Source organism: Paenibacillus sp. 1SOY10 (assembly GCF_056836745.1).
On the sequence record NZ_JBXENK010000007.1, the window covers coordinates 127,771 to 142,440 of the forward strand.

Sequence of the window (14,670 nt, forward strand, 5' to 3'; positions counted from 1 at the left end):
TCCCAAGGAGGACCCGCTATGCTCGCCAAAAAATTTCGTCGTCAATGGCCGCTTCATCTGATGATCTTGCCGGGAATTATTCTGGTACTCATCTACAGCTATTGGCCCATGGTCGGAATTGCAATGGCCTTTCAGAAATTCACACCCTTCAAGGGATTGTTCGGCTCCAAGTGGATTGGGCTTGATAACTTCCATTACGTATTTGCTCTGCCGGAGACCGGACAGATTATCTGGAATACCATCTTTATCTCGATTATGAAGATTGTAGCCGGACTGATCGCCCCCATCACCATCTCTCTGTTGCTGAATGAACTTCGCAACGAACTGATCAAGCGGGGCGTGCAGACGCTCATTTACTTGCCCCACTTCCTGTCCTGGGTTATTCTCGGCGGTATCTTGATCGATATCTTATCTCCCACCAACGGGATTGTGAATCAGGTGCTGGGCTGGTTTGGCGTTGAACCGATCTTCTTTCTGGGAAGCAATAAATGGTTCCCTTATACCCTGGTCATGAGCGATATCTGGAAGGAATTCGGGTTCAGCACCATCGTATATCTCGCGGCCTTGTCCTCGATCAATCCGAGTTTGTATGAAGCGGCCACCGTAGATGGTGCCAGTCGCTGGAAGCAAACGCTTCACATCACCCTGCCGGGAATGATGCCCATCGTCATCCTGATGGCTACACTCTCCCTGGGGAATGTGCTGAACGCCGGCTTCGACCAGGTATTCAACCTGTATAGTCCGCAGGTCTATGAGAGCGGCGATGTCCTGGATACCTTCATTTACCGCATCGGGATGCAGAACGCACAATATGGTGTGGGTACAGCCGTCGGCTTTTTCAAATCTATCGTTTCACTCGTGTTTATTACCACCTCTTATGCTTTGGCGTCCAAATTCGCTAATTACAGAATATTTTAATCGGGGAGGAACTAGGGCATGCATATCAAACCATCACTTAGTCGCAAAATTTTTATGGCCTGCAACTATACCTTTCTGATTGCACTCGGGCTGCTTTGTGTTCTGCCCATGGTCCATATTCTCGCTCTATCGTTCAGTTCCAAAGGACCGGCAACCGCAGGAATGGTCGGGCTGTGGCCGGTCGACTTCACGCTTAGCTCTTATGAATATGTGCTCACCAAACCGCAATTTCTGAAGGCCATGTGGATTACCGTACAGCGTGTCGTACTGGGCACGAGCATCAGTATGTTGCTTACGCTGCTGATCGCCTATCCCTTGTCCAAGGAATCGAAAGACTTTGCCTTTCGGACGCAATACGCCTGGTTCTTCGTGTTCACTACGCTGTTCTCCGGCGGTTTGATTCCTAGGTATATGACCATTCGTGATACGGGATTGATCGACACCCTTTGGGCACTTGTCATCCCGGGCGCGGTAGCCGTATTCAATGTCATCCTGCTGCTTAACTTCTTCCGGGGGCTCCCCAAAGAGCTGGAGGAAGCCAGCTTCATCGATGGTGGCGGTTATATGACCAGTCTATGGAAAATATACGCCCCCCTCTCCCTGCCTGCCATGGCTACAGTGACCCTGTTCACGGTCGTTGGCCAGTGGAATGAATGGTTCGATGGTTTGCTGCTGATGAACACGCCGGAGAAATACCCGCTCTCCAGTTACTTGCAGACCGTCATTGTGCAGGAGAATCTGACCAAGGTAACCGCTGATCAGGCCGCCATGCTGGCGGAGGTATCCAATCGTACCTTCAAGGCTGCTCAAATCTTCATCGGAGCTCTGCCGATCCTGTGTGTTTATCCGTTCCTCCAGCGCTTCTTCGTTAAAGGGATCGTTATGGGCAGTGTGAAGGAATAGCTGAGGAATCTGGAGGGATCGAGATATGAGTGAATTGCTGGAAGGGGTACACCATTATAGTTCGGAATCCAGTTGGGTCAAGCCGGACGACCCACTGCTGTTAGAGCGGCTGGAATGGTTCAAGGATCAGAAGCTGGGGTTGATGATGCACTGGGGCCCTTATTCCCAGATCGGTCTGGTGGAGTCCTGGGCGCTCAGTGATGAGGATGGCATCTGGTCACGGGATGACGTGGATTGGACCACGGATATGACCAGCTTCAAGCGAGAGTATTTCGATTTGAACCGGACGTTTAATCCCATCCGTTTTCAACCAGAGGCATGGGCGGAGCTAGCCGCCGAGGGTGGCTTCAAATATTTGACGTTCACGACCAAGCATCATGATGGCTTCTGCATGTGGGATACTCATACGACCAACTACCGGATTACAGGACAAGATACTCCATTTCACCTTCATCAATATGCGGATATTTGCCGGGAGCTGTTCAATGCCTTTCGCGCCAAAGGACTGGCTATTTCTGCCTACTTCTCCAAGGCGGATTGGCACACTCCCTACTATTGGGCACCTGGGATGGAGCGTGGCGACTTCATGTGGCGTGGACCCTCCTATGATCCAGAGAAGCAGCCTTGGCTTTGGGAGCAATTTGTCCAGTTCACCCATCGTCAACTAGAAGAGTTACTTACCCGTTATGGGCGGATTGATCTATTGTGGCTTGATGCCGGGTGGGTTCGCGGCGGAGAGCGCAAGCAGGATATCAGGCTCGGTGAACTGGTGGACCGGATGCGCCAGCACCAGCCCTGGCTGCTGACAGCCGACCGTACGGTAGGAGGAGCCTATGAAAATATTGTAACTCCGGAGCAGACCGTTCCTGAGCAACCGATGGATATTCCGTGGGAAAGCTGCATTACGATGGGCACTTCTTTCTCCTTCAAATATGAGGACCAGTACAAATCGGTACGTGAGTTGGTTCATCTGCTGATTGAAACGGTCGCCAAAGGGGGCAATCTCGCGCTAAATGTCGGCCCGCAGCCCGACGGTCGATTACCTGCACCAGCCATTGACCGAATCAAGGGACTGGGGCAATGGCTGGGGTTACATGGGGAGGCCATCTATGGGACCCGAATACATGATGTACATGCCAGTGGACGCTTCTTCTTCACCCGGGGCACAGAGCATGTCTATGCGCTCGCTCTCTATCAAGAGGCTGAGCGTTTAGAGCGCAAGGTTCTCATTCCGTTATCCCGCGGAATTCAAAGGGTGGATCTTGTCAGCGGAATGGAAAACCTCCAGTACCATCCTACAGAGGAAGGGGTTGAAGTATCTCTTCCGGATGAGATTCCGTTTCAGGATGCAGCCCCTATTGCACTAGTATTTCGTCTGTCGTTACAGTAATCATAGGAACATGATGTTATATAGAAGAAGCCAATTCCCGTGAATGACGGAAATTGGCTTCTTTCTGCTAATGTCACGTATTAAGGCAGCATGTTCTTATAAGTGGTGTAGTAATGGATGGCTAGCCCGCCGTATCCGTCAGAGCCGGTAAAATAAGCATCTACCTTTTCCAGCTCCTGATTCATATAGGCCTCACCCTCCTGGTAGAAGGTCACAAACTCCGGATCGCCCGGTACATCGTAGGTCTCTACTCCAATGACCACCTTCTTGCCAATGGTGCTACCATAGTCGACCTCATTCTGTCCGTTCTGGATAATGCCATCCGGCCCTTCGGCAAAATCGCGGTAATCCATGATCGTTACATAGTCCATAACATCCTGAACATGCTTATGCATTTCCTTGGTTACCCCGTTATGAGTAATTGAGAACGTATCATACCAGAACGGAATATCCCCCGAGAAGGTCATGGAAGAACCGCTATTGGTCAGTAGCTGCTGGGACTTCGCTGCCAAGTTAAGATAATCTACACTTAATCCTTGTCTATTCGTAGACCAATCGGGCAAGGTGTAAGGTTCATTATCGTGATGAACCCCGTCAAATCGTTCGTTCACCGCAGAAGCCGCATTGTAATCAATCACATCCTGCAATCGGCCAAGCGGAATAGAATGGTTCTCCGCTCGCACCCAATCCGACTGACCATCTAGGGCTTCTACCTGCATATCGTTAGCATGTGCCTGTGCTATGAGCGCACGATAGTGGCCGGGATTCGTCGTCAGATTGGTTCCCGTATTTACGTAAAGCATGTTAATACCTTTAGATAATGAGAATTGAATCAGTTCAGAACGTGCTGCAGAAGTAGCCAAGTCCGACAATTCCCATACCCAGAGCGCTTTCGTTCCCCCGCCAGTGCCACTATCCGGGGTAGCTGCAGTGAGGGAGATCTCGTCTATATAGCCATACCCGCCAATATTGGGATTTTTGTAGATGTACACTTGAAGTTTGGCTGTACCCGGGATTGTCGTGAAGGTCAACGTCTTGGATGTATAAGCCGTGGTCGTATAAAACGATTCAAACTTCCCGCCGGCCAATCTAACCCCGTTGACATCCAGACAATCAACGCCAAGGATCGCTGTCTCTCCCGTGACACTTACCCGTCCCACCCCGGAAAGTTCATATTTGGTGGAGGGCGTAATTCCGTCAATAATCTGGCCTGCGCCGCTTTCGCCCGTGCCTAACCGTGCCGCCCGGCTTCCTTCGTACACAGGGGAAGTCACCGTGGCTACCCCGTCCCAATTGGACCAGGACGCCAAATTCGACTCGAAGCCTCCGTTAGTCACTAGATTAGTCCCTGCCGCATAACTCTTCATGACAGGCAATACGCCAATCAGTAACAACAAGGCCACCCAAACCTTCAGCACTCTTCCAACTACGTTCGTTTTCATCCCTTCGCCTTCTTTCCTATTTATTTGGTTCAATGGACAAAATATTTATTCAACCCTATACAGAACTCCGCACCCTTACTGTAATACGGAAGGGGCTTTGAATAACTTCTGTAGCATCAGTGTCGCCGAGCCGTGCAAAGAGCCCTCTTCTCTATAAGAAGAAGCGATCAAGCGCTCAGGTGCAAATGGCAGCGGGAACGGGAATTGTACGAGATTATCACGTAGCTTCTCGAAGAACAGTTCCGAATCAATCATCCAACCTTCAATCACCACTATCTCTGGACTGATAAAATTAACCACCGTCGCCACCAGCAGCGTCGTCACATACAAAATTTGCTTGAATATGGGCTGGAGCCATTCTTCTCCGGCTTCATATCTTCGCAGGATATCTTCCATCGAGTCTGGAACTTTTACCCCGATTGCCTTGGCTTCCTGCTTGCAGCGCTCGATAATAAAGGGGGTTGTAATTACTGTCTCGATGCTCCCACCACTGGAGTTAATCGGGATATGAGCAATTTCGCCAACGGCGCCCATGTATCCGGAGAATATTTCTTTGTTCAGCACCAGGCCGGAACCAATACCCTCATTAATCGTCAAATACAGTAAGTGGTTTCTGTTCTCGCCAGCTCCGCCATGCATCTCGGCAAAGGCAGCAGCATTGGAATCATTAGTCACCTGGAACGGAATGTCTGGATATTTGCTCGAAAGCTCGCTCTTCACATTTAAATCTTTAATTTTCAGAAAATTAGAAAGTGTAATAACCTCGCCCGACTCATTAATAATGCCTGGAACCGCAATTCCAATCCCTTTGACCAGCTCCAGCTTGAGGCCAGGCACCTTCGCTATACAGGCTTGAATGGAAGCATCGATCTGACCAATGATTGCCTCATTCCCTGTACGGACTTCAATCTTATACTCTGATATCTTCTCACCAATTAAATTAAATACAGCACATACTAGCCAGGTATTCCCGACGGAGACGCCCAACACGTAACCGCCATTGGGCTTAATTTGCAGGCTCATAGCCCTGCGGCCGGCGCCAACCATGGATTGCTCCCCGGCTTCCTCGACCATATTGTCAGCAATGAGTTCCTCCACAAGGCCCGATACTGTCGTAGCACTGAGACGCGTTATCTTTGTAATCTCCGCTCTGGACAGTCGCTGCTTGCGGTGAAGCAAATTAAGTATGGTTGCGGTATTTATTTCCTTCATTAGCTGAAGGTTACCTTTCATCGTCACAGCCATAATACCCCTTCTCTTCTTGCAATGATGCCTTTATTTTATCATATTTTTCTAAATCTAACATTTATACTGATCAAGCTTCCCCTACGAGAATTCGGGTTAATGCCTTGATCGAATAGTCTGAGGTAGAGCCGACCATGACAACTCCCGCAGCCTTCGAAAGGCAGTCTACATCATAAGGATTTCTTAAGATCAGATGTAATAATGGCTTATGGGTAGCCTCCAATTGTCGGGCCAAAGTCACCTGCCCACCGAACAGATGCGCATTCAACGTTCCCTGAATGATGCAATCATAATCCTGTGATTGTTCAGTGAGGTCCGTGATCTCTTCCGTCTGAGGGTCTAGCGAGCATGTGCTTAAGTGCACCTGAAAGCCTGCTTCTTCTAATAACCGAGCAAGAATCATCTCGGAATCGCTAGAATTATCGGCGACGGTCAACTTCTCTTGCTTCGGCAAAATCAACAGATAACGTTGGCTCCTGTTCATAGGAAGCAATCGCTGCGGATCACGTTCCACGACGACCGTTCGGCTAGCCAGCTTTAGAGCCTCTGACTCCCATGCCTCGCGAGGAAGCGGCTTTGCTGCAAGCTGATATCGTTCAAATGACTGATGCAGGCGTCTGATTCTGGCGATGGACTGATCAATTTGCTCTTCCGATATCTCTCCCCGCTGGACGGCCTCGACAATCCCCGCGATGACACGCTCTTGAAATTCCGGCGTATGACACATCAAAATTTGGTCCACCCCGGCTTTTGCCGCCATAACACCAATCTCCTCTGGCGAATAATTGTCCTTAATCGCCCCCATCTCCACATCGTCGGTACAAATCACCCCCTCATAGCCTAATTGCCCGCGAAGCAGTTCCTGAACAAAAAAGGGACTTAGCGAAGCCGGAAGCCCATGGGACTCGGGAATATTAGGAAATACCAGATGTCCCATCATGATCGAATCTACGCCGGATTTAATCGCATCTATAAATGGCAACAGCGGCCCCTTGCCCAGCTCCTCCAACGTGAGCGGACATTCAGGCAAGACATAGTGGGAATCCCCGCTAACCTGTCCATGCCCGGGAAAATGCTTGGCCGTGACCGCAACCCCGGCCTCATGCATACCACGAATAAAGGCTTGACCATACTTGCCTACCGTCTCCGGGTCCTCCCCATAGGATCTGACCCCAATCACGGGATTGTTAATGTTAGTATTCACGTCCAGTACAGGCGCCCAGTCCATCGGAATGCCAAGTGCATGCAATTGGCTTCCGATAATTTGTCCCTGCATATAGGCCGCTTCCGGATCACCGCTGGATGCGATCGCCCGATTGCCGGGAATGTAAGGGTAGAAGGCCTTGAAATTAGATAAGCTCCCGCCCTCTTCATCTACTGAAATGTAGTAGGGACTCGGTTCACCCTGTGCTTCATGCAGGTTATGAAATTCTGCAACGAGCTGCTGCACCTGCGATTCTGTGTTAATGTTATGCGGAAAAATACCCACGCCGCCAAACCCGTACGCTTGCTGCCGACCCTGAAATGATGCTCCGGCCTGCAATGAAGGCACTCCAATCACACACATTTTGCCTACTTTTTCCCGTAAACTAAGCTTTATTGTAGCCATATCTTCGTTATTGACTTTCATAAATATAGAACCTCCAACAGTCTTAAATGCATTTATTCTTTCACGGCTCCGCTTGTCATCCCTGCAATGATATATTTTTGGAAAATAATAAATACCAGCAGAACCGGCAAGGTTGAGATGCAAGAGGCTGCCATCATGTGTACCCAATCGATTGAATTAAAGCCTTTATATAGTGCCAAGCCCAATGGCAATGTTCTCATATGCTCGGAGTTGGTCAGAATCAGCGGGAAGATAAAGTTATTCCATGATCCCAGGAACTGCACGATAATGAGTACACCCACTGCCGGCTTCGCCAGCGGAAGGATAATACGCCAGAATACGCCGAATTCCGTGGAACCATCCATTTTGGCTGCCTCTATGATTTCATTGGGCAAACCTGACATGTACTGTCGCATCAGAAAGATGCTCATTGGCGCAATCAGATTCGGAATAATAAGTGCAGCGTACGTATCAATCCAGCCCAGTTCCCGCATCAGCAGAAAGAGCGGAATCAAAGTAACCTGGAATGGGATCATCATCGTAGACAGAATAATCATAAACAGGACGTTCTTACCCACAAAGGTCAGCTTCGCAAAAGCATACCCAACCATAGAGCCAAATAAAATGTTCCCTACCACCACGGATACGGCAATAATTGTACTGTTCAGGAAATAACGGCCAAATGGACCACTACCCAGCACATCCACATAATTTTGCAATGTGATCTGTTTAGGGAAGATATCCGTGAAGCTCTTGATAATCATGCCATCGCCTTTTAACGACATACTGATCATATACAGGTACGGAAATACCATAACGATCAAGGGAATCAGGAGCACCAGAAAGACGATCGATGTACGCAAGGTTGATTGCCGGTGACTCATTCTCCTACCCCCTTATTGATACGCATCAGCCACATCTGAACAGCCGACATCAACATAATGAAGATCATTAAGATATAGGCAATCGCCGATCCTTTCCCCAGTTGCAAGCTGGAGAATGCCGTATTGTACATATACAACACCATCGTGGTCGTTGAGTTCAAAGGGCCACCCTTGGTCATGACATATACCTCAGAGAAGACTTGTAGCGAGTTGATGGTATTCATGACAATAACCAAAATGCTCATATGCCGCAGATGTGGCAACGTCACATTCATGAATTGACTCCATAACCCCGCGCCATCAATGATGGCCGCTTCATACAGACTGGAAGGAATCGATTGGAGGGCAGCCACATACATCAGCATATAGAAGCCCACGGCCGTCCAGATCGACATCGCCATAATAGAAGGAAAAGCGGTTCGAATATCCAGCAACCATTGCACCTTCTGAATACCAAAAGTGCCTAGAATTGAATTCAAGATGCCAGAAGGTGCGTACAGCAGCATGAACATCATGGACACGACGATGACCGAAGTCACAGTCGGCATGAAGAACGAAACCCGGAAGAATATCTTACCGGGGATGCGGCTGTTCACAGCAATGGCCAACACCATTGACAGTACCGTAGTGATTGGAACCGTGACAGCCACGAAGTACAAAGTATTCCAGAAGGCTTTCTTGAATACAGGGTCGCTTAGCGTATCCAAATAGTTTGTAATCCCCACCCAGTTGGACTCCAGCTTAAGCAATCCAGTTTCAGTAAAGCTAAGATATAATGAGAAAATAATCGGAAACAAACTGAATACCAGAAACGATAATAGCCACGGCGATAGAAACAGATAAGCTGTGGTGTTTTGGCGCAGCTTATTACGGCCTGCTGTGTTCATGTTATACCTCCATGGGCAAGGGGATGAACGTCCCCTTGCCCTTTGAAATTTTATCTTGCGAGCAATTTATTAATGTTGTCGGAGGCAGTCTGTAACACTTCTGCTGCAGAAGTTTGCTGCAATACAGCTTTCTCTACCGCAGTCGTAACCTCTTCGGAGATTTTTTGCCATGCTTTCAGAGAAGGTGGATTCTGGGCAGTCGCAACCTGCTTGGCGAATATAGCGATCTCCGGCTTATCCGCGAAGAACGGATCAGCTTCGACTCCCGGAAAGGCAGGGAATACGGAGGTGGCTATCTCTGTAATTTTCATTGCATTTTGCTTACTGGTCATGAATTCAACAAATTGATAAGCTTCCTCAGGATGCTCTGTCTTGGCCGAGATGGACAAAATCTCTCCTCCCGAGAAGGACACCGAATTACCTGTTGGCGCTACCGGTATTTCTGCCACTCCCCATTTTAAGTCAGGCGCATTCTGCGCTAATCCCCGCAGGTTCCAGGCACCTGAGATGAACATACCTACGTTCCCGGCTGCAAATTCCTGGCCAATCATGCCATCTTGAGCGACAAGCGATACTTTGGACAGCTCTTGAACATACTCCAGTGTTTCGACTGCAGCCGGTTCGTTCAACGCACTGGCTGTTTGGTCCGCATTCAGGAAGTTCCCGCCGTTGCTCCACAGGAACATCGAGAATTGCGTCCAAGGGGTCTCAGCCTCTCCCGCTGCAATACCAAAACCTTTCGCTTCCGTATTCTCTGTAATTTGAGCGGCTGCTGCTCTCAGCTCTTCCCAGTTCGTTGGAGCCTTCTCAGGGTCCAGGCCAGCTTGCTCAAACAGCTCTTTGTTGTAGAACAATGCGCGTGTCCCCAGTAACCAAGGTACACCGTAGATTTTGGAATCGTAGGTGACACCATCCCAACCAACGTATTCGTCCTTGATGCTGGACACCTTGTCCGATAGATCCAGTAGTACATCCTGGGAAGCGAACTGTGTAACCCAAGTGTTGCCAAGTTCCACCACATCAGGCGCCTCTTCAGCAGCAAAGCTCGTAGTAATTTTGTCCAACCCGTTATCCCAAGTTAGCTGCTGTACCTCAACCTTCACTCCTGGATGGGTGCTTTCAAATTCTTCGATGATTGGAGCAATGTTAATATCCGTACTGTCATCCATGGAGCCCATGAACTGCCAGAACTTAATGGTTTTCACTTCGGATGGAGTATCACCAGTTGACGACGGTTGAGATCCTTTGGAAGAATTGTTGCCACAAGCAGCTACGAGAACGATTACAAAACAAAAAAATAATGGCAAGATCGCTTTTGAACGCATTTCTGAAATGCCCCCCTCGAAATAGTAAATTAGAACCTGAACTTATTTACTTACCGCCAAAAAACCGTCCGGACCCTCCTATTCGCACGAAATATAATTATTACGTCCACTGGACTTATTAATAATATATGCTTTTTGTTTTAACCTGTCAATCAGCTTTCATCACATATATCTAACATGAATATTACATATATTGCTATGGTAAAGCGGATACATCTACACTTGGTCAAAAAATTACAAGAAAGCTCAAGAAAAAGGAGTTCTCGGTCCACCTTCTTCTCCTGCAAACGCAATTCCTCAAAATATCATAAAACATGATGCCGAAAAACGGTCCTCTGCTTCCTTTATAATGAATTTGTAGCGCTACAAAAAAATGAAAGCGTATTCAATTAATTTGAAAAGGAGATTACAATGAGACAAAAAAGTCTAATTATACTTCCCTTTGTGATGATCGTTTCATTATTGCTCTCAAGTATGACGAATGCAGAGGTAACATCCAATTATACGAACCCGCTGATGGGCGGCGCCGATCCTACCATTGCCAGGGCTGCAGATGGTTACTACTATTCTGCTTCTTCCGGTGACAATAATATCACCTTGAAAAGGCATGAAACTATTCTTGGCGTATCCACCGCGAAAAGCAAGGTGGTATGGGAGAAGCCCGATAACTTCGGATATGTATGGGGGCCCTATATCTATAGACTGGAAGGCAAATGGTATCTTTATTTCTCTTCCGGTCCAGAGAACAGCTTCGGTTACGGACACCCCAGCTCTTACGTCCTGGAGAACCCATCTCCCGATCCTTTCGAAGGAGTCTGGGAACTCAAGGGGGAATCCGCAAATGCCGACAGCGACGGGCAAATTACTACCAAGAAGGGGCTACTGAATACAGAAGGCTACGGCTTGGCTTGCGGTATTGTAACCATCAAGGGAGAAAGCTATTTCACCTATACCAAATACTACTACTACCCTGATCCCAATAATCCTGCCAACACAAAATTCGACGAGAGTCCTACCATTGTTAAGATGGCCAACCCCTGGACCTTGGAAGGCCCGGAAGTTACTATCGCCATGCCACAATATGACTGGGAGAAGCATGGCGACAACATTAATGAGGGTGCCGCCGTAGTTGAGCGAAACGGCAAGACTTATTTCGCCTATTCAGTAAGCAGCTTTATGAATGACAATTATGCCGTTGGTGTCTCCGTAGCTGACGCAACAGCGGACGTTATGAATGCCGCATCCTGGCTGAAGCATCCAGAGCCTGTCATGAAGCGATCCGATGAGAACAGTTCCTACGGGCCAGGTTCACCTCTGTTCTTGAAGTCTGAGGACGGTACAGAGGATTGGATCATGTACCACGGAATTCCGACTCATGGTCAAGGTGGAGGGAACCGGGGGATTCGGGCCCAAAGAATTCATTGGGACGACCAGGACTTTATCAATCTCGGCATTCCTTCCAATCCAGGCACCGTGCTGAACAGACCCTCCGGAGAGGAAAAAAGCGAAATCTATGAAGCTGAGGACGCCTTGCTATCGGGAGCTTCCAAGGTTATTGGCAAAAGCGCGTACGCTTCGGACGGCGTTTATGTCAAATACAACAACGGCAGCAACAATGACTATATAGAGTTTACAGTCAACACAAAGGCTTCAGGAACGTACTCCCTGGATTTCAGATACAACAATAGTACACCAGCTTTAATTAATATGAAGCTGGGGGTGAATCAAGAGCAGCCACGAGATCTTAGCTTTGCGTCCAATGCAGGATTTGATGCCAACTTTGATATTCAAACTGTTCAACAGATTCAGCTTCACGCCGGGAGTAATAAGATTCGTCTGTCGGGTAAGAGCTCCTTGTCCCTGGATGCCTTGATTATAAAAAGAAGCACCTTATATGAAGCAGAACAGGCCGTGCTATCCGGCAACGCCAAAGTAGACACGGACCATACAGGGTATCGCGGCACCGGGTTTGTCGGAGGACTATGGGTGCCAAATTCAGCCGTTACCTTCAAGGTCAATGCCCCTCATGCAGGCAATTATTCCGTTAACCTGGGCTACAGCTTAGGGTTTGATGATGACAGAACCATGAGTATGTATGTGAATGGTCAAAAACTCAAATCGGTTGATTTCTTTAGCTTAGGAAGCTGGGATAAGTGGGCTGATCGTTATGACAACGTGTTCCTGCGAGAAGGGGAAAATACCATCATGTACAAGTATGATGACGGCGACACCGGCAATGTCAATCTGGACTATATCACCGTTACCGAGGCAGCGACCTGGCATTACGGAGCAGAAGATGCCCACACAACGGGAGCTTCAGATACTAGTGTCGTTTACGCGCAAGATGGTAATTTGGGAATCGGCTATGTTACCGGATTGTCACAAGCCAATTCATCCATCCAATTTTCCGTCCATATTGAGAATACGGCGTCCTATGATGTTAAACTAAGATACGCCCACGAAGCAGCGGGCAAAACCTTAGCCCTGTATTTGAATGGCGCCTTTGTTAAACATGTAACTCTCCCTGCTACCGGTGGGCTCACCGTCTGGAAGGAACAGCTTGAGACCTTAAACCTGCAAGAGGGAAATAACACGATTACTTATAAGAATGAGAGCAATTCTGACATTATTAACCTGGACGGCATTCATCTGAACAAACGGACGCCCTGGAGCTATCAAGCAGAAGAAGCGATGCAGGAAGGTAGCTTAACCGTTGCCCAGGATCATCTAGGGTATGAAAATAACGGATTTGTCGCAGGCTTCGAGCAAGAAGGAGATGCCATTAACTTCGAAGTCAACGTGCCCAATACAGCTTCCTACACTTCGACGTTGAGGTATTCCGGTGCCCAGTCATCAAATATAACAATGAGCTTATATGTCAATAATGAACGGATCAAGCAAGTCTCCTTGCCACCAACAGCGAATTGGGATACCTGGGCGGAGGCAACCGAGTCCATTCATCTGAGAGCAGGGAAAAATACGATTCGACTCTCCCGTGAAGCAGGAGATACCGGAAGATTTAATATCGATAGCCTCACCATTGATAAATTCAGTGGCGGAAGCATAAGCTCCCATGCCAAGAAGATTATCCCGGAGAAGATGGTGAAGATCCAACCCAAGCATAGCGGGAAAGCTCTGGATGTGGACCGGGTATCAAGCGAATCTCTAGCGGTCATTAACCAGTGGGCCAATGGCGACGGAAATAATCAATTATGGCGGTTCCTGGACCTTGGCACAGGGTACTATCAGATTCAATCGGTTCAAAGCGGTCATGTTATTGATATCCTTCCTGGCTCAGCCATTCAGCAAATCTGCCAGAACACACGAGCGACCGGGGCCAACATCCCCGATACGCAACAGTGGAGGTTGGAACAAGACGGAGACTACTATAAAATCATTAACAAAAGTAATGGAAAAGTCATTACTGTAGAGGGTGCCTCCTATGCCAACGGTGCCACGGTAAGTTTAACCGATGACCAGAGCAACGATAATCAACGCATGAAGATTGAAATTCGCAATCTGAGCGATAGTGTTTTTAGCGGGGTGACTAATATTGTTTATACCCCATCAGGGGCAGAGGTAGCCCTTCCTGAAGGGGTAATCTATGATCTCCATCATCCCGAGGATGTCAACACCCAGATCACTTGGAATCAAGCCACTTCCGTTACTGAAGTGGTATATCACGAAAATCAAGTCAATCCAGACAGCTACTCCATATCCGAAAACACCTTGACCCTTAAGAACGATTATCTGGCTTCACTTGGGCTGACTAACGGTGACCAGGTAGAGTTTAGCTTCCATTTTGATATAGGTAATCCGGTGACATTCATCGTGAATATCATAGATAGCTCTGCCCTGGTGAATCCCACCGACACAATCGAAGCTATGGATGATGATAAGCTTGATGAAGTCGTGCAGGAGAAGGATGTCCTAATCGAGGAAGTGTACATCCCTAGATAAATTCAAGAGAATAGCTGTCTGTGCTAAGTCGCCAAGCTGGTCATCGGAAATCTCCGGTGACTGGCTATTTTTAAAGCAAAAAGACACCTCCAAGGCTAAAGTCTTTT

Annotated in this window: 10 protein-coding genes; 4 read left to right on the forward strand and 6 right to left on the reverse strand. The window is 48.2% G+C overall.

The features are described 5' to 3' along the window. Positions 1–18: 18 nt before the first annotated feature. Genes AC1VOR_RS16660 through AC1VOR_RS16670 form a run of 3 tightly spaced genes read left to right on the forward strand, consistent with a single transcriptional unit; the run spans position 19 to position 3,211 of the window. Complete coding sequence (locus AC1VOR_RS16660; protein WP_482619389.1) at positions 19–918, forward strand: ABC transporter permease; 900 nt, start codon at positions 19–21, stop codon at positions 916–918. Positions 919–936: 18 nt separating this feature from the next. Continuing rightward, complete coding sequence (locus tag AC1VOR_RS16665; protein WP_482619390.1) at positions 937–1,821, forward strand: carbohydrate ABC transporter permease; 885 nt, start codon at positions 937–939, stop codon at positions 1,819–1,821. Positions 1,822–1,846: 25 nt separating this feature from the next. Further along, entirely contained in the window at positions 1,847–3,211 is a 1,365-nt protein-coding gene (locus AC1VOR_RS16670; protein WP_482619392.1) for an alpha-L-fucosidase, read from the forward strand. 80 nt (positions 3,212–3,291) lie between these two features. On the opposite strand, the gene AC1VOR_RS16675 is transcribed toward AC1VOR_RS16670, so the two are convergent. From AC1VOR_RS16675 to AC1VOR_RS16700, 6 genes are all read right to left on the reverse strand, one after another. Next, positions 3,292–4,653, reverse strand: a complete 1,362-nt coding sequence (locus AC1VOR_RS16675; RefSeq protein WP_482619393.1) for a carbohydrate binding domain-containing protein — start codon at positions 4,651–4,653, stop codon at positions 3,292–3,294. 75 nt (positions 4,654–4,728) lie between these two features. Continuing rightward, positions 4,729–5,898 carry an ROK family transcriptional regulator gene (locus AC1VOR_RS16680; RefSeq protein ID WP_482619395.1) on the reverse strand — a complete coding sequence of 390 codons (1,170 nt, stop codon included), beginning with the start codon at positions 5,896–5,898 and terminating at the stop codon, positions 4,729–4,731. A 70-nt stretch (positions 5,899–5,968) separates the two neighbouring features. Continuing rightward, positions 5,969–7,528 carry a glycoside hydrolase family 3 protein gene (locus AC1VOR_RS16685; protein WP_482619397.1) on the reverse strand — a complete coding sequence of 520 codons (1,560 nt, stop codon included), beginning with the start codon at positions 7,526–7,528 and terminating at the stop codon, positions 5,969–5,971. A gap of 32 nt (positions 7,529–7,560) precedes the next feature. Continuing rightward, positions 7,561–8,391 carry a carbohydrate ABC transporter permease gene (locus tag AC1VOR_RS16690; protein ID WP_482619399.1) on the reverse strand — a complete coding sequence of 277 codons (831 nt, stop codon included), beginning with the start codon at positions 8,389–8,391 and terminating at the stop codon, positions 7,561–7,563. After that, positions 8,388–9,278 carry a carbohydrate ABC transporter permease gene (locus AC1VOR_RS16695; protein ID WP_482619401.1) on the reverse strand — a complete coding sequence of 297 codons (891 nt, stop codon included), beginning with the start codon at positions 9,276–9,278 and terminating at the stop codon, positions 8,388–8,390. The genes AC1VOR_RS16690 and AC1VOR_RS16695 overlap by 4 nt, the downstream gene beginning before the upstream one ends. Positions 9,279–9,328: 50 nt before the next feature. After that, positions 9,329–10,483 carry a sugar ABC transporter substrate-binding protein gene (locus tag AC1VOR_RS16700; protein ID WP_482619402.1) on the reverse strand — a complete coding sequence of 385 codons (1,155 nt, stop codon included), beginning with the start codon at positions 10,481–10,483 and terminating at the stop codon, positions 9,329–9,331. 531 nt (positions 10,484–11,014) lie between these two features. Here AC1VOR_RS16700 and AC1VOR_RS16705 point away from each other — a divergent pair. Then, complete coding sequence (locus AC1VOR_RS16705) at positions 11,015–14,563, forward strand: CBM35 domain-containing protein (protein WP_482619404.1); 3,549 nt, start codon at positions 11,015–11,017, stop codon at positions 14,561–14,563. The last annotated feature ends 107 nt before the right edge of the window (positions 14,564–14,670 follow it).